We start from the raw sequence: 16,345 nt of genomic DNA on the forward strand, positions 1-16,345 counted from the left end.
CGTGGCCCTTCGCGGTACACAGCAGCACAGTATTATCGCTGACTATCTGCGCAATCTCATCCGCAGCAAGAAGCTTTCTCCCGGTGATTTTCTGCCCAGCGAGGCCGAGCTGTGCGAGCAATTCTCCTCATCCCGCGGTCCCGTGCGCCAGGCCGTCGCGGCGCTGCGCTCGGAAGGCCTCATTTCCTCCGGCCGCGGCCGCCGCTCTGTCGTTCTCGGCCGTTTCACCTCGGAGTCCTTCGACTCCATCTACTCCGTAACACACTGGCTGCGCGAGCGCGGATTCGAGCCCGGCGCCTCCACCCTGTGGCTGGGCCGCTGCCCCGCTACCGAAAGGGAGGCCGAGTTCCTGCGGGTAGAGCCCGGCTCCCCGGTTATCTTTGTGCACCGCGTGCGCAGCGCCAATGGCATGCCGATCGCCATCGAGCGCATGTTCTTCCCAGTCGACGTGGGCAGCCACATCCTCAACTTCGATGCCGATAATGAGTCCATCCACGATCACCTGCGCAAGCAAGGCGTGGAATTCGACAACGTCAACCGCGAGCTCTCGCTGGCTTCCGCCAGTGAGGAGGATGCGCGCTCCCTCAACGTCGAGCCCGCCACCCCGCTGTGGCGCCTGCACTTGGACATCTCGGATCACTCCGGGCATCCCGTCGAGTGCACCGAAATCCTGTACCTCGGGGACCGCCTCACACTTGGCATGACGAGTGTGCGCGGCACCACCTCCCCGCTCGAGGTCAAGTTGTCCGAAGGATGAAGGCCTGGTTAGGTGCGCTGGGGGTGGTGCTGGGGGCGTCGCTCAGCGCCTGCTCCGCCGGTTCCACGGCGCTTGTTGATTCTGATTCCTCCGCGCTGACGCTGGCCACGACGACGCCCGCGACGTCCCTGGATTTCACCACCGTCGGCGGCGCCGCCATCCCGGCCGCGCTCATGAGCAACGTTTACGAAACCCTCGTGCGTATCTCCGCGCAAGGCGACATCGAACCGGGACTGGCCGAGTCCTGGGAGGTGGACTCCACGCGCTACACCTTCCGCCTGCGCGAGGCCTCCTTCTCCAACGGCGAGGCCTTCACCGCGCACACCGCCGCGTGGTCCATCAACGCGGTGAAAACGGAGTGGACCAACGGGCTCAAGAAGCAGATGGACGTGGTGGAATCCGCCACGGCGGTGGATGATCACACGCTCGTCGTCGAGCTATCCCGCCCCTCCGCCGGCTGGTTGTGGTCCATGGGTACCGTCATCGGCGCCATGCGCACGCCCACTGAAGCTGTGGGCACCGGCCCCTTCGCTGTCGCCGGCTTCTCCCCCAACGAGTACATCGCGCTGCGCGCCCGCCCGGACTACTGGGGAACCCCGGCGAAGGAAGACATCACCATCCGCTACTTCCCGGATTCCCTCACCGCGGTCAACGCCCTGCGCTCCGGCGGAGTCGACGCCGTGTGGGGCGTGCAGAACCCCGAGCTGCTCGACACCCTCGATGACTCCATCGAAACCGCCGTGGGCACCACGAACGGCGAGGTGCTGCTGTCCATGAATAACCAGGCAGCGCCTTTCGACGATCCCCGCGTGCGCCGCGCCGTGGCTTATGGAATCGACCGCCAGGCCGCCAACGACATCCTCTGGGAGGGCCGCGCGAAAGACACCGGCGGCGCTCCGGTGCCGCCGACCGACCCGTGGTTTAGCGCCAAGGACTACTACCCTTACGACCCCGCGCGCGCCCGCGCGCTGATGGAGGAGGCCGGGGCCGTGGGCACGCCGCTCACGCTCACCGTGCCAAGCCTGCCCTATACGCAAACGCTCTCCGAGTTCCTCTACTCGCAGCTGACGGAGATGGGATTCGAGGTCACGCTGGAAACCGCCGAGTTCCCAGCCGTCTGGCTGAGCCAGGTGATGGGGGCCAAGGATTATCAGATGTCGCTCGTCGCGCACGTCGAACCGCGCGATATCCCCACCATCTTTGGCAACCCGGACTATTACATCGGCTATGATTCGCCGCAGACCCGCACGTTGTTGAAGCAGGATGACATGAAAGGGGCGGTCGACCAGATCATGGAAGATATGCCCGCCCTGACCTTAATGAACATGCCCAATATCGTGCTCTACCGCGAGGGCCTGACCGGCCTACAGCCTAACCAGATCACCGATGCCATCGAGCTTAAAGGTGTGCAATGAGAATCCTGCGCTTCCTCGGCACGATGTGGGCCGCCTCCATCATCATCTTCCTGCTCATGCGGGCCGTGCCCGGCAACCCGGCGCGCGTGGCCTTGGGCGTCAACGCCACCGATGAATCCGTGGCGGAGCTGACCCACGCCATGGGCCTAGACCGCCCGCTTCTCGTGCAATACCTGGAGTGGATGAAAGGGCTGTTGACCGGCAACTTCGGCGTCTCGCTGTCCTCGCAGCAGGACATCACTCCGCTGGTGATTGACCGCGCGCAGGTTACGCTGTTGCTCATCGGGCTGGCCATTGTCCTCGCCCTAGCCGGGGCTATTCCCATGGGCATCCTGCTCGCCCGCTTTAAACTCCCCGTGCTCAATGCGGCCACGCAGCTGGGCATCGCGGTGCCCAGCTTCTTAGTCGGTATTTTGCTCGTTGCCGTGTTCTCCGTGCACCTGGGTTGGCTGCCGGCCAACGGCTGGCAGCTGCCGCGCGAGGGCCTCAGCCACCTGGTCCTGCCGGTCATCTCGCTGGCGCTGGTGCAAGGCGCGATGCTCACGCGCTACGTGCGCGGCACCCTCCGCGAGGAAATGGACAAGGACTATATCCGCACCGCCCGCTCCCTGGGTGAATCCCGCACCGGGGCGCTCATCCGCCACGGCCTGCGCAACGCCGCCCTGCCGGTGCTCACCGTCACCGGCGTGCAGCTGAGCACCCTGGTGGTGGGCGCGGTGGTCATCGAGAACGTCTTCGTCATTCCAGGTCTGGGCTCGCTGCTTCTCGACGCCGTCTCCACCCGCGACCTCACCACCGTCCAGACCCTCATCATGGTTTTCGTGACCTTCACGCTGACCGTCAACCTGCTCACGGACCTGGCCTACCGGGTCATCGACCCGCGGCTGAAGGAGGCACGATGAAACCCGGCTACATTCTGGTGGGCCTGACCGTCCTGCTCGCGCTTATCTCCCTGGTGTGGACGCCCTATGACCCCAACCTCATCTCCCCAGACCGCCTGGCCGGCCCCAGCCTGGAGCACCTCATGGGCACCGACCGCTTCGGGCGCGATACCTTCTCCCGCATCCTCGCCGGCGCCCAGATCACCGTGCTGGTGGGCGTGGTGGCGGTAGCCATCGCCGCCCTCATCGGGGTACCACTGGGCATTATCGCCGGGATGCGCGGTGGTGGCTTCATCATGGCGGCCACCGACCTGCTGCTCGCCTTCCCCGCGCTCCTGCTGGCCATCGTCGCCGGCGCGGTGTGGGGCTCGTCGACGCTCACGGCCACCATCGCCATCGGCATCGCCGGCATCCCCTCCTTTATCCGGGTCACGCGCTCGGGCACGCTGCAAATCATGACGCAGGACTATATCGCGGCCGCCCGCATCTCGCGCGTGCCGCCGGCGCTCATCGCGTGGCGCCACGTCCTACCCAACCTCGGCGGCATCGTGGCCATCCAGGCCTCCGTCTACTTTGCGCTGGCCGTCCTCGCCGAAGCCGGTCTCTCCTACCTCGGCCTGGGCACTGCCCCGCCGACCGCCTCGTGGGGCCGCATGCTTCACGACGCCCAGCCCCTCCTGGCCACCCACCCCCTCCAGGCGCTGTGGCCCGGGCTGGCCATCGCCGGCACCGTCCTCGGATTCAACCTTCTAGGAAGCCATGCTGACCGTCACTGATCTGCGCGTGGGCCCCGTCGGCCCCCTCTCCTTTTCCATCGCACCCGGCGAGCGCGTCGGCCTCGTCGGGGATTCCGGCAGCGGCAAGTCCCTGACCGCCCTGGCCATCATGGGGCTGTTGCCCGATCACCTGCAAGCCACCGGATCCATCCAGTTCAACGGCCAGGAGCTGCTGGGCATGCGCGACCGCGATCTGCGCACGCTGCCGCTGGCCATGGTCTTTCAAGAACCCATGACCGCGCTCGACCCGCTGATGAAGGTGCCCGGCTTCAACCGCTTCCCGCACCAGCTCTCCGGCGGGCAGCGCCAGCGCGCACTCATCGAGATGGCCATGGCCCGCCGCCCCAAGCTCCTCATCTGCGATGAGCCGACTACCGCACTGGATCCCTTCACCCAGGAAGAAATCCTGACCGCCATCGTGGATGCCGCCGATAACGAGGACACCGCGCTGCTGTTTATTAGCCATGACCAGGATGTCGTCAAGCGCGTGTGCGACCGCGTCGTGCGCATCGGCGAGCTCACCACGCCCGATCTCACCCCACCACCCGTACCTACCTTGGGCGAGCCCGTCATCACGCTCAAGAACGTGACCAAGACTTACCGCGGGGTGACCGCGCTGGACGACGTCTCCCTCACCGTCCGCGAGGGCGAGCGCCTCGGCATCGTCGGCGGCTCCGGCTCCGGCAAATCCACGCTGCTCAAGCTGCTCACCGGTTTGGCGGAGCCGACCTCGGGAACGGTGGACGTCGCCAAGCGCGTGCACATGGTCTTCCAAGACCCCAAAGCCTCGCTCAACCCGCGCATGCCTATTTGGAAGATCGTGGCCGAGGGCGGCGGGACCCGCGAGGAGGCCGAGGCGGTGCTGCGGGAGGTCGGCATCGAGGGCTTCGAGCGCTATCCCCGGGACTTCTCCGGCGGGCAGCGCCAACGCATCTCGCTGGCGCGCGCCGTGGTAGGCAAGCCGGATATTCTGCTGGCGGACGAGGCCGTCTCGGCGCTGGACGCCACCTCGCGGGCCCAGGTCCTGGAGCTGCTGCAGCGCGTGACGAAGGACATGACGCTGGTGTTTGTCTCCCACGACATCGACGTCGTGCGCCACTTATGCCCCACGGTGGCGGTCTTGCAGGACGGCCGGCTGGTCGAGCGCGGCGAAGCGAGTAAGGTGTTCTCCCGATATGGAACACCCTCTGCCGCAACGCCCTAACGCCCTTCAGCTCTTTACCGCCTTCAACACCTCCGCGCGCCGTTGGCCCGGTGCCCTGCGCGCGGCATTGGCGATCATCATCCCGGGCGGGATTGCTGTTTTAACGGGCCACCCGGATGCGGTGCTGCTCATTTCTGCCGGCGCCTTCTCCGTCATCTACGGCGAGGGGCACCCCTACCGCACGCGGCGCCGCGTGATCCTCACCGCTGGCGGGCTGCTCACGCTGGCGGCTACGGCCGGTTCCCTCGTCGGCGTGCATGGCCTGGCGCTGTCTGCGGTGTTTACGGTGGCTCTGGCAACCATCGGCGCGTTCGTGCAGAATGCGCTGCGGCTGCCGCCGCCGGGTTCCTTCTTCATCGTGATGGTGGCCGGTGGTTCCACCATGCTGCGCGGGGTCTCCCCGTGGGAGGTTGCCGCGTGGAGCCTGGCCGGCGTGGCGGCGGGCTACGTGCTGGGCATGGTGCCGCGCTTTAGGGATCCGCACGGCCCGGAAACGCGCGCGGTGGCCGCGCTAGAGAAGGCCGCCGATGCCTTCCTTCACTCGGACACCGATTTCTTGGCCCGCCACCACCAGGCGCAATCCGCTATCTCCACCGCCTGGCAAGCGCTTGCCGACGCCGGCATCATCCGCGGCCGCCGCATCCGCCGCCCCGCCCAGGCGGAGCTGGTTCACCGCGCGCTGGCCGCGCAACAGCGCATCGTGGCGCACCACAAACAGGTGGGCGGCAACTCGGATCAGCTCTCTGATTCCCCCACCTACGTCGACCCTGACCGCACCGCCATCCCGCACACCAAGCCGACGATGCGCTACCGCTTCTACCGCGCTGCGGTGGGCAATTCCCACGCGGTGGTGACGGCGGAGAAAATCGCGCTCGGCGGCCTGGTCACCGCGTTCATCGGCTTGGCGCTGGGGCTTAACCGCCCGGACTGGGGCGCGGTGTCGGTGCTCCTGGTCTTGCAGTGGGGCCCCGACCGGGTGCCGGGAACGATTCGCGGCGTGCAGCGCATGCTGGGATCGGTCTTGGGCGTGTGCCTCTTCGCTCTCATCGCTTCCTTCAGCCCGCACGGCTGGGGGCTGGTGCTCGCGTTGGCCTTCTGCCAGTTCTGCGCGGAGATTCTGGTGGTGAAGAACTACGCGCTGTGCGTTATCTTCTCCACCCCGCTGGCGCTGCTGATGGGTAATTCTTCGGAGCATTTGGCCCACACCATCGGCTCGCGCATGGCGGAGATTGGGCTCTCCGTGGTCGTGGCGATGCTCTTCTTGTGGCTGTGGAAGCCGCGGGCTCAGATGACCAACCACTACCGCCTGCAAACGCGTTGCTTCGAGGCGATGGCAGCCTTGCTCGGCTCCCTGCTTATCAAGACCCCGGAGGAGGCGCTGGCGCAGCGCCGCGACTTGCACTACGAGCTACTCTCGGAGCGGCGCAGCATCCAGTCGCTGGCCACCAACCACTCCGATATCAGCCAGTTCTGGCAGCGCCACACGGCTCTGCAGGCCGCTGGCTACTTCCTCCTCGACTTCTGCGTGGTCAACCCGCTCTCACAGCCCAGCCGCGCGGAGCTCGACACGCTCATTGAGAAGATCACCGCAGCGGAAATGCGCCAATGACCTCATAGTGCGCACCCGCCGCGGAGTACTCGCGGGCGCACAGAAGAGGCGGATTATTTCACCGTGAACAGCAGGTTCGGGTCGAGGACGTGTTCCTCCACGAGCTCAAAGAGGGCAAAGGCTTCCTCCAGCTCACGGACATTCTCATCAAAATTAGGCAGCGGCATGGCATTCCAATCGACGCAGAAATAAGTGCCTTCATCCTAGCTCACACCACTGTCATTTCGCGCACCTGCGATAATGGTGAGGGTGAACACTCGAAAAATCTACCGGTCCACCCGTTGGCCTCTATCCCCACAACATGCACCCGGGCTTGGTTCCCGGAATCGGTGTGGAGGATCAACGCAACGCTTTCACCCTCGATAAAATCACCTTCTTCAGCACTGCGACCTTCGTCGTAGCCTTCATCATCTGGGGCATCACCTCACCGGAGTCCGTCTCCGCCGCCTCCTCCACGGCCTTTTCCTGGGCCATCACCAACGCCGGGTGGCTGCTCAACATCACCATGATGATGGCCGTCGTCACCATGCTCTATATCGGCTGCTCCCGCCTCGGCCGCATCAAACTCGGCACCGATGACGAGGAACCCGAGTTCGGCTGGTTCAGCTGGGTGGCCATGATGTTCGGTGCCGGCATCGGCGTCGGCATCTTCTTCTACGGTCCTTCGGAGCCGCTGTCGCACTACATCACCCCGCCTCCCCACACTGTCGACGGCAACAGCGTCGAAGCCCTCCACCAAGCAATGGCTCAGGCGCACTACCACTGGGGTGTCTCTCCCTGGGCGGCCTACGCCCTCGTCGGCGGCGCCATCGCCTACTCCTCCTACCGCCGCGGCCGCGTCCCGCTGGTGTCCTCGATTTTCAAGCCCCTGTTTGGCTCCCGCGATACCGACGGGCCGCTGGGCAAGCTTATCGACATCCTCGCACTCGTCGCCACGCTCTTCGGCACCGCCGCCACGCTGGGGCTTTCCGCTATCCAGATCGGCCAAGGAGTCTCCATCATCCGCGGCGCAGGTCCGTTGACCAATGCCGTGCTCATCGTGATCATCGCCGTGCTGGGGTGCGGGTTCATCATCTCTGCGGTCTCTGGTGTCTCCCGCGGCGTGCGCTACCTGTCTAACTTCAACATCACGCTCACGCTCGGCCTGGTCGTCTTTGTTTTCTTCACCGGCCCAACCTTGCTTTTGCTCAACCTCGTGCCCTCCGGCATCGTCACCTACATCGACCAGCTTTTGCCCATGATGGCCAAGGGCCTGTCCTGGGGTGATGAAACGATTGAATTCCAGTCCTACTGGACCGCCTTCTACTGGGCATGGTGAATCGCGTGGACGCCCTTCGTCGGCATGTTCGTCGCCCGCATTTCCCGTGGCCGCACGCTGCGCGAATTCACCGCCGTCACCGTCTTCGCGCCCTCATCCTCATTTTGGCCTTCACCATCTTCGGCGGCACGGCCATCACTTTCCAGCGCGAGGACCTGCCCAACTTTGACGGCTCCGCCTCCGGCGAGCAGGTGCTCTTCGCCATGTTCGATAATCTGCCGCTGAGCAGCATCACGCCCTTCATCCTGATCGTGGTCCTAGCGGTCTTCTTCATCACCTCGGCCGATTCAGCGTCGGTCATCATGGGCACCATGTCCTCCAAGGGCGACCCCGCCCCCAACAAGTTCATCGTCATCTTCTGGGGACTGTGCATGATGGGCATTGCAGTCGTCATGCTGCTCACCGGCGGCGAGGACGTGCTCACCGGCCTGCAGAACCTCACCATCCTCTCGGCGCTCCCATTCTGTCTGGTGCTGCTGTTCATGATGGTGGCCTTCATCAAGGACCTGCGCTCCGACCCGATGTTCATCCGCCGCGCCTACGCGCGCGCCGCGGTGGAAAACGCCGTCGTGCGCGGCATCGAGGAGCACGGCGATGACTTCGAGCTCACCGTCGAGCATGCCGACGAAGGCCGCGGTGCAGGCTCCGACTTCGACTCCTCCGCCCACCGCTACACGGACTGGTACCAGCGCACCGATGAAAAGGGCGAGAACGTAGACTACGACTTCGACACCGATACCTGGGCCGACGGCTACGACCCGAACACTGAGCAGAAGGAGAAGTAAATGGGAATACCGGACGACGTCGTCCTTGAGGGCTATACCCTCATCGAGCAGCACGAAATTGACCACGAGTTCCTCATCAACGGCTCCCCATTCGCTGCGGTAACTCCCCTGCTATTCGCTCTCACCATCGCCGGCATGCTCCTCGTGGCAGCCAGCTTCTTTCTGCGCGGCAGTCGCCGCATCATCGCTGGCCTGCTCGGCGCGGTCCTCACTCTCACAAAGTTGTGGTGGATGCCCATTGCACTTGCCCGCCAGTTCAACGACAGCCAGGTCTTCGGCTACGCGCTGAAGTACTACCCCCAGTACTGGCCGGCGGCGTCCATCATCGTGATCGTCATCGCGCTGCTCGGCCTCGCCTCCGCGTTTATCCGCCGGCGCTAGCGCGCTTCCAACACCGCAATCGCGATGTGCACCCGGTTGGTGCCGCCCAGCTTGTCCAGGATGTGCTTGATGTGGGTCTTCACCGTGGTCACGGAGACGTAGAGCTGCTCGGCGATTTCCTGGTTGTCCAGGCCCTGGGCCACCAGCTGCGCCACCTCGTTCTCGCGCTGGCTTAAGCCCTCCAGCGGGCGGGGCCCAGGCGCCTCTGGTTCTGCCGGCGCGGGCTCGGGGTGCTTGAGCGCCAGCAGATTCTTCAGGGCCTTCGGGCTCAAAAGCTGCTGCCCCGTGGCCGCAGCGCGCACCGCCGAGACCAGGCCCTCCGGCTCGATGGTCTTGAGCAGAAAGCCCATCGCGCCGGCGTGCAGCGCATCCACGATGAACTCATCCGTATCGAAGGCGGTGAGCATGACCACCGGGATATCCGGCGCGCTCGCGCGCAGTTTCCCGGCCGCCTCGATGCCATCCATGACGGGCATGCGGATGTCCATGAGGACGACGTCCGGTTGCAGGTCCAGCACGCGGGCCACGCCATCGCGCCCATTGCTGGCCTCGGCCACCACCTCGATGTCTGCGGCGCCCTCCAGGATGAAGCGAATGCCGCGGCGCAGCGCCTGCTCATCATCGACCAATACCACTGAAATCATTACGCACGTGCCTCCTCAGGGAGTTCGAGGACCCAGGTGAAAGTGGAGGCGTCGTCAAGCACTCTGAAAGTACCTCCCGCCAGCCGGGCGCGTTCCTCCAGACCCAACAAGCCGTTGCCGCCACCGGACTCTGGCTGCGCAGCCACTTTCTTGTTCTGCATGGTCACCCGCACCTTATCCTCCTCGTTCTCCACGGTGAGCGTCACCTTCTTCCCCGGCGCGTACTTGCGCGCGTTGGTCAGCCCCTCCTGCACGGCGCGGCCCAGCGTGTGGGCAGCAAGCGTGCTCAGCTTATCGACGTCTCCCTTGACGTAGCGCACCTTCGTCCCCGCCGCGCGTGCGCGCCCGATGTGCTCCTCGATGCTCGCGCGCGGATCCACCCGGTCATCCACGCGCAGCGCCTTGATCACCCCGCGCAGGTCCTCTACTGCAGCCTTCGCCTCCGTCTGGATGGTGTCTGCCGCCTCGGCGACCCGCTCCGGGTCGGCGTCCTTGCGGTAGCTCAGGCCACCCGCGTAGACGGAGATGAGGCTGAGCCGGTGCGAAAGGGAATCGTGGATATCGCGGGCAATGCGGTTGCGCTCCTCCAGGCGGGCGCGCTCCTCGCGCGAGCGCAGCTGGTCCTCGTTGAGCTCCGCCAGGCTGACCAACGTGACCTCGCGCTGGCGGCGCTGCGCGCGCACCGAGCCCGTAATCCAAGCAACGATGAGAAAGAGGCTTCCATAGAACACGTAACCAAAGGGATCGAAGATGTTCATCCGAATGTAAGGCACAGAGATAATGGTCACACACGAGGCCACGAACACCGCCGTCCCCGCCAGGGACCACCGCAGTCGGCCGCGCGAGATGATTGAAATCAACACCACCAGCACTGACAGCGACAGTGGGCGAAACCCGCCTAGTACCAGGACGAGCAGAGCCGCAATCAGCACCACCGGGTGGCCGGGGTACTCCTCGTGGATGTTGCGCTCCCGCCGTGAGTGGTGCAGGGCGAAGGGCAGCAGAATCCACGTGGCGAAGCTAAATAGACCCATCAAGCCCAAAACAAGGGCTTCCTGATCCGTCCCCTCGAAGTTTTCGATATGGGGGATCCATGCCGCCAAATCCGCCACCACGCAGAGCAGAATGAGCAGCACCGTGATCCACAGTGGTCGCGTCTTTCTTGTCATGGTTGCCACGATAGTTCTCCCTGCGTTCCGGAAAATCCTCCCTGCGGAGGATACCGGCACCCCAGGCGCGGTTCATAGCCTAAACCGCATGAGAAGAACACAGACTTTGTACGAACTGCTCACCGCCGCCGGGCTGGTGTACGTCGCTTATGATTTCTCCCACGGCGCTTTCGTGCCCACAAGTGCGCTCGCCGCGGTGGCCTACGCCGCTGTTGCACTAGGCCTCACGCTGCTGATTCTGCGCAAGCACCCAGGCATTGCGCACGGGGTGGTGTGGGGCATTGCGGTCTCCACTCTCGCCGGCCAGCTCAACGAGAACATGTACCACCTCCTCGTCCGTACGGTCCCGGACTGGCTGGTCATCGCTGGAATCGCCCCACTTAACGAGGAAGTCCTCAAATTCCTCGGCGTCGTCTTCATCTGCACCTGCGTCATCCGGCCCCGTCACTGGGCGGACTACGTCTTCGTCGGCGTGGCCGTGGGCATGGGCTTTAGCGTGACCGAGAACGCCATCTACTACACCAACATGACACTGGAGAACCTCGATTCTGATCTCAAGGGAACGCTTCTGGGGCTCCTTGCCCGATTCATCGCGAACCCGCTCATGCATTCCTTCTTCACCTCAATCGCGGCTTACGGGCTCTCCCGCCGGCAACCGGTGCGCTGGTTGCTCATCGCCATGGCGGTGCACTTCACGGCTAATTTCGGCCCGTCTATCTCTACCGCGTTTGACGACGCCCTATGGCCCATCTTCCCCACCTTCCTCATCCTCATCGGCCTGTGGGTGGCCATGATTGTCAGCATTGTCAAACTCCGCAAAATCCTCCCTGCGGAGGATACCGGCGCAAACCCGCAGCTCTTAGGGTCGAAAGCATGAGAAACACACTGATTTATTCCTGCATCGGCGTCCTCGCCGCAGTACCGCTTGCCGACGCCCTCCTCCCCGACCCCACTCCCGACACCACCCCCGTGCGCGGCATCCCGGGACTGGAGTGCCCGGAGGATCCGTACGCCTCCTCGCAGACCTGGAACTGCGGGAGCGCGACCATCATTTCTGAGGAAGGCAGCTCCTCCCGCGAGGTCGAAACGTACCTGCCGCGCCAGCACCGCTCCTTCAACGGGACCAGCGCGCTCACCGACGCCCCCATCACCACCCAGGCTGCCGAGCTCTACCGCGTCGAGGACGGCGACGGCATCACGCTGTCTCAGCGGCACAACAACACCATCTCCTTCCTCCACATCTACGGACCGAAGGCAAGTGACTTCGCCGACCGCGTGCAGCCGGAGGACGCATGAAGTACCTGTACTACCTGCTGACCCTCGGCGCGCTGGCCGTCACCGCCTTCCACTACGCGGGCGAGCCCTTCCTGCCCGCAAGTGCTCTGGCCGCCGTGATCTTCGCCGCCGTACTCGTCCCCCTCGCGCTGTTCTTCCTGCGCCGCCGGCCGGGAATTGCGCACGGCGTGGTGTGGGGGTTCGCGGTTTCCGGGCTCGCGGTGGAGCTCAACACGAACATGTCCCACCTCCTCGCCCGCGCGGGCCTGGACTGGCTGGGCGCTGTGGGGTATGCGCCGCTCATTGAGGAGGTGCTGAAGTTCCTCGGCGTGCTGCTTATCTGTACCTTCGTCATCCGGCCCCGCAGTTGGCTCGACTACGTCCTTGTGGGCGTGGCCGTGGGCATCGGCTTTACTGTGGGTGAGGACGCCACCGCCTTCGCGCGCATGACAGTGGATAACCTCGATTCGGATACCGCTGGCGCAATCGGGGCGGTGGTCATCCGCTTGGGGTCCAACCCGCTCTCCCACTCGCTGTTCGCTGGGCTTAGCGCCTATGGCCTATCCCAGAAGCAGCCGGTGCGCTGGCTCATTATCGCCATCGCGGTGCACGCCACGAAGAATCTCTTCCCGTCCTTAAGCACTGCGCTCGACGACGCCATCTGGCCCCTCCTCGCCGGCATGGTCGTCGTGCTCGCCGAATGGGTAGCCACCATCTGGGGCACTATTGCGCTGCGGAAGAAGGCGGCTGCGCATCCGACCCCGTCCCCTGCACCGGCGCACGCATAGCCTTCGTGGCCGGCGAGGGGTGGGCGTCCTCGGCGGCGAGGCGCTCAAAGGCCACCGCCGCCAGGGCTGCGGCTTGGTCTCCCAGAACGGAATCATCGAAGCGCACCTGCGGCGAGTGGTTCCACTCGCGCATGTGCTCCGGGGTATGCGGATCCCCCGTACCGAACCACATGAAGGTGCCCGGAACCTGGGATAACACCGCGCCGAAATCTTCCGAGGCCATCATCGGGGTGTCCATGGTCAGCACGTTTTCCGCGCCGAACATACCCGCCCACAACGACGCAGCGAACTGGTCCTCGCGCGGTGAAGTCTTGGTGGCCGAGTACAGGACCTCGAAGTCCACCTTCGCGGTACAACGATGGGAAGCCGCCACGGAGCTCGAGACCTCGATGATCATTTGGCGGACTGCGTCGATGTGTTCGTCGCGAAGCACGCGCACCGTCGCGCCCAGCTCCGCCTTGTCCGGGATGACGTTGACCGCGCCATCGCCCGCGCGCAGGTTGGTCACCGTGATGACAATCGGCGAGTTCGCATCGAAACGCCGGGTCAGCGCCACTTGCAGCGCCATCTGGATCTCCGCGAGGGCCGCAACGGGATCGATAGCATCGTGCGGGCGCGAGCCATGCCCACCCTTGCCGTAGACGGTGATCCCCAGATTGGACGACGAGGCCATCATTGGGCCAGCAATATGGTGGAAGGTGCCCTTATCCTGCGGGCCGACGTGCAGACCGTAGGCGGCGATGGGCCGGCGGCCGGCGGCGTCGAGCACGCCCTCATCGATCATCGGCTGCGCGCCGCCCGGACCTTCCTCGCCCGGCTGGAACATGAAGATGACATCGCCCAACAGCTCCTCGCGGTGGCGGCACAGCATCTTCACCGCGCCGATAAGCCCCGCCGTGTGCAGGTCGTGGCCACAGGCATGCATGTTGCTATTCGTCGAGGCAAACGGGCTGCCCGTTTGCTCACGCACGGGAAGGGCGTCCATGTCCGCGCGAAGCAGAACCGACACGGGGCGCTCGCCACGCTTGCCGCCGCGCAGCACCGCGACGACCGAGCTGAGGTCACGGCCCAGATGAATCTCCAGCGGTAGGCCTTTAAGGGCTTCGAGCACCTTCTCCTGGGTGCGCGGCAGATGCAGCCCCACCTCCGGGTTCTGGTGCATATCGCGGCGGAAGGCCTGCAACTCCGGAAGCAGCTCCCGGCCTTCCTCCACGAACACGTGGCTGGCCAACCGCTCCCCGAGCTTGGCCGAGACCATCGGAAGCGGTGGCAATTGCTGACGGTGGCGCGGGGCCATCTTCATGGTGTCATCCTTTCCGAGCATGTGCGCCGAGCATACCGGAAACTGCTGTGCTGTCAGGTCGGTTTGGGCTCAAGCTGATGGGCTACCCATGCCCGCTATCCCCGATAGCGAACCTACTGCGAGGCTGTGCGAAATGGTCTCAGGAGGATCTCGTTTCGACCGGCTTTACCGAGAGGAGAAAGGTTGGGCAGCAGCGTATGGCGAGTTCAATTGGTATGCGAACCAACCAACTCAATCTAGGGGCTTTTCTCGTACCAGCCCCATTAACCAGGAATTTTGTCCCTCCGGTTGCGGGGCCCACGGTGCTGTTTTAGTCTCTGTGGCCATGGGGGATATTGAAATCTACATCCGCCTTCGCAATTCGGGGATTGCGTTGGTGGAAAACATTCCTGGCTCACCCGATGAGCTTCGCGCGCTCGGTGCTTCTGCTTCCGATGCTGCCGAACTTGCAAACCTTAACCAGGTTTATTTCGGCCCCACCCGCTTTAGCGGCAAACAACGCAAAGCCCGCCACGCAGCACTTCAACAACGCCACAGCCTCGGCACCCTCACACTCATCGAGTCCTACACCGCAAAAGTCAAGAAAACCCTCGACGCCTGGAACCTGCGAATCAAACTCGCAGGAACACCCGCACACCGCATCCCCACCGTCGCCGCCACACGCCTGAAAGAACTACGCTCCAAGCGCATAGCCAAACCTGGTGTGCGCATCACCTACCGGGAACAAGGCCCCAACACGCTCTCCATAACCGACGATGCCACCACCATCGCCAACATGCGCGGCGTACTCGAATCCACCAACACCGACCTGCTTCAAGCCGCCAACGACATCTTCTTCAACAAAGAAACAAGCGGTTCCAAACCGGCAGTGCGCACCCAAGTCATCGTCACCCTGAACGAGTTGGACCAGATCATTAACGGCGACGGTGATGACATCGAGCTCAACCTCACCAACGGCGGGCGGATGACCGGGGCAGAATTTTTGACCCACAAGTTTGCCGAAATAGGGTATGCCACCATCGTGCACCCCATTGAAGGCCCCATCGACACCTTCCGGCTAGAGCGTGGAGCAAACTTCAAACAGCGCCTTACCCTGCATGCTGAATTCCACACCTGTTCTAGACCAGGCTGTAACAAGCCCGCTGATTACTGCCAGGTGCATCATTTGGTGCCCTGGCAGGCAGGAGGCTACACCAACATCAAGAACCTGACCTTCCTGTGCGCCTACCACAACGGGATTAACGACGATGACCCACAAAGGCCTACCGGGCGCGGCTACATGTACCGGCTCAACACCGGGGTGGCCTTCATCCCACCCTGGGGCACACCAATCACCGCAATGCCCGAATACCAAGAAGCACTAGCCAGACTCAACGCCGAACAAGCAGGACAACCACCAGAGGAACCACCCGACAGTAGTTAACACCCACAGCCACCACACGCAGCAACGGCAGAAAGGAAACAGCTAACCACCAGTGACAACACTGCCACCCGCGGACCACATCAAGGCACGCGGGCACATCGGTGATCCTTAAGTCAGCGCACTCGTCGGCCTAGGACAGGTTGAGACGAAAACCGGTGTTCCCTGCCTGAACTTCCCCGGAATAGTGGGGGCACTGGTTCTAATTCAATACCGTGCACATAAAAGACTTGTTATCGTACTAGTAGCTACAGTGACCGAAGTTTTCACGCATGAAAGGACCACTCGTGACCAACCAAGTAAGCGTGTGGAAGATTGCCACCTCAATCGCAGTCGCGGGCAGCATCCTCCTGCTTATTCTTTACGTGGGCCTAAGCCGCTACTACAACTCACAAGAGCTCGCCATGCTTGTGAACGGCGCCACCGCCAACGGCCAGGACTACTCGGTAACAATCCACAATCAGCTCACCGGCAGCTACTCCTTTAACGCCCAGTAGGCAGGCTGAAGGCACCATATCAAACCGGGCGCTTTCAGCCTCCAACAGCGCAAGTTCGCCCTGATCAGCACCAATAGCTCCAGACAGTGATGGTGGCCCGACCGGTACCGGAGGTGCTCGATG

15 protein-coding genes and 1 pseudogene are annotated in these 16,345 nt (G+C 63.9%); 13 read left to right on the plus strand and 3 right to left on the minus strand.

The window, feature by feature from the left end:
* Window position 1: 1 nt before the first annotated feature.
* The 8 genes and pseudogenes from QP999_RS06640 (at window position 2) to QP999_RS06675 (ending at window position 9,126) form a co-directional block, all read left to right on the plus strand.
* Window positions 2-757, plus strand: coding sequence for a GntR family transcriptional regulator (locus QP999_RS06640; RefSeq protein WP_070561454.1), 756 nt, complete (start codon window positions 2-4; stop codon window positions 755-757).
* Window positions 754-2,172, plus strand: coding sequence for an ABC transporter substrate-binding protein (locus tag QP999_RS06645; RefSeq protein ID WP_284847928.1), 1,419 nt, complete (start codon window positions 754-756; stop codon window positions 2,170-2,172). The genes QP999_RS06640 and QP999_RS06645 overlap by 4 nt, the downstream gene beginning before the upstream one ends.
* Entirely contained in the window at window positions 2,169-3,074 is a 906-nt protein-coding gene (locus QP999_RS06650; protein WP_284847929.1) for an ABC transporter permease, read from the plus strand. Before QP999_RS06645 ends, QP999_RS06650 begins: the two co-directional genes overlap by 4 nt.
* Window positions 3,071-3,829, plus strand: coding sequence for an ABC transporter permease (locus QP999_RS06655; protein WP_284847930.1), 759 nt, complete (start codon window positions 3,071-3,073; stop codon window positions 3,827-3,829). Before QP999_RS06650 ends, QP999_RS06655 begins: the two co-directional genes overlap by 4 nt.
* A complete protein-coding gene (locus QP999_RS06660; RefSeq protein ID WP_284847931.1) occupies window positions 3,813-5,033 on the plus strand; it encodes an ABC transporter ATP-binding protein in 1,221 nt (406 codons plus the stop codon). The genes QP999_RS06655 and QP999_RS06660 overlap by 17 nt, the downstream gene beginning before the upstream one ends.
* Window positions 5,005-6,642 (plus strand): FUSC family protein, encoded by a 1,638-nt coding sequence (locus tag QP999_RS06665; RefSeq protein ID WP_284847932.1) that lies wholly within the window; start codon window positions 5,005-5,007, stop codon window positions 6,640-6,642. Before QP999_RS06660 ends, QP999_RS06665 begins: the two co-directional genes overlap by 29 nt.
* A 301-nt stretch (window positions 6,643-6,943) precedes the next feature.
* Window positions 6,944-8,745: pseudogene (locus QP999_RS06670) on the plus strand (BCCT family transporter).
* Window positions 8,746-9,126, plus strand: coding sequence for a cell division FtsX domain-containing protein (locus QP999_RS06675; RefSeq protein ID WP_070519547.1), 381 nt, complete (start codon window positions 8,746-8,748; stop codon window positions 9,124-9,126).
* On the opposite strand, the gene QP999_RS06680 is transcribed toward QP999_RS06675, so the two are convergent.
* Window positions 9,123-9,770: a response regulator gene (locus QP999_RS06680; protein ID WP_284847933.1), complete on the minus strand. Its 648-nt coding sequence runs from the start codon at window positions 9,768-9,770 to the stop codon at window positions 9,123-9,125. The two genes, QP999_RS06675 and QP999_RS06680, sit on opposite strands and share 4 nt — an antisense overlap.
* Window positions 9,770-10,939 carry a sensor histidine kinase gene (locus tag QP999_RS06685; RefSeq protein ID WP_284847934.1) on the minus strand — a complete coding sequence of 390 codons (1,170 nt, stop codon included), beginning with the start codon at window positions 10,937-10,939 and terminating at the stop codon, window positions 9,770-9,772. The genes QP999_RS06680 and QP999_RS06685 overlap by 1 nt, the downstream gene beginning before the upstream one ends.
* Window positions 10,940-11,027: 88 nt before the next feature.
* Between QP999_RS06685 and QP999_RS06690 the strand changes: the two genes are divergently transcribed.
* Genes QP999_RS06690 through QP999_RS06700 form a run of 3 tightly spaced genes read left to right on the plus strand, consistent with a single transcriptional unit; the run spans window position 11,028 to window position 13,002 of the window.
* Window positions 11,028-11,816 carry a PrsW family glutamic-type intramembrane protease gene (locus tag QP999_RS06690; protein ID WP_284847935.1) on the plus strand — a complete coding sequence of 263 codons (789 nt, stop codon included), beginning with the start codon at window positions 11,028-11,030 and terminating at the stop codon, window positions 11,814-11,816.
* The gene (locus QP999_RS06695) at window positions 11,813-12,235 is read left to right on the plus strand and encodes a hypothetical protein (protein WP_143334679.1); all 423 of its coding nucleotides are present in this window, start codon (window positions 11,813-11,815) and stop codon (window positions 12,233-12,235) included. The genes QP999_RS06690 and QP999_RS06695 overlap by 4 nt, the downstream gene beginning before the upstream one ends.
* On the plus strand, window positions 12,232-13,002 hold the full coding sequence (locus tag QP999_RS06700) for a PrsW family glutamic-type intramembrane protease (protein WP_284847936.1): 771 nt from the start codon (window positions 12,232-12,234) through the stop codon (window positions 13,000-13,002). The genes QP999_RS06695 and QP999_RS06700 overlap by 4 nt, the downstream gene beginning before the upstream one ends.
* On the opposite strand, the gene QP999_RS06705 is transcribed toward QP999_RS06700, so the two are convergent.
* On the minus strand, window positions 12,938-14,305 hold the full coding sequence (locus QP999_RS06705) for a M20 metallopeptidase family protein (RefSeq protein WP_070597429.1): 1,368 nt from the start codon (window positions 14,303-14,305) through the stop codon (window positions 12,938-12,940). The two genes, QP999_RS06700 and QP999_RS06705, sit on opposite strands and share 65 nt — an antisense overlap.
* A 325-nt stretch (window positions 14,306-14,630) precedes the next feature.
* Here QP999_RS06705 and QP999_RS06710 point away from each other — a divergent pair, with 325 nt between their 5' ends.
* Window positions 14,631-15,728: an HNH endonuclease signature motif containing protein gene (locus QP999_RS06710; RefSeq protein WP_284847937.1), complete on the plus strand. Its 1,098-nt coding sequence runs from the start codon at window positions 14,631-14,633 to the stop codon at window positions 15,726-15,728.
* Window positions 15,729-15,997: 269 nt separating this feature from the next.
* On the plus strand, window positions 15,998-16,222 hold the full coding sequence (locus QP999_RS06715; RefSeq protein ID WP_284847938.1) for a hypothetical protein: 225 nt from the start codon (window positions 15,998-16,000) through the stop codon (window positions 16,220-16,222).
* Window positions 16,223-16,345: the final 123 nt, after the last annotated feature.

The sequence above is a fragment of the Corynebacterium sp. MSK004 genome, assembly GCF_030232515.1.
GTDB lineage: Bacteria > Actinomycetota > Actinomycetes > Mycobacteriales > Mycobacteriaceae > Corynebacterium > Corynebacterium hesseae.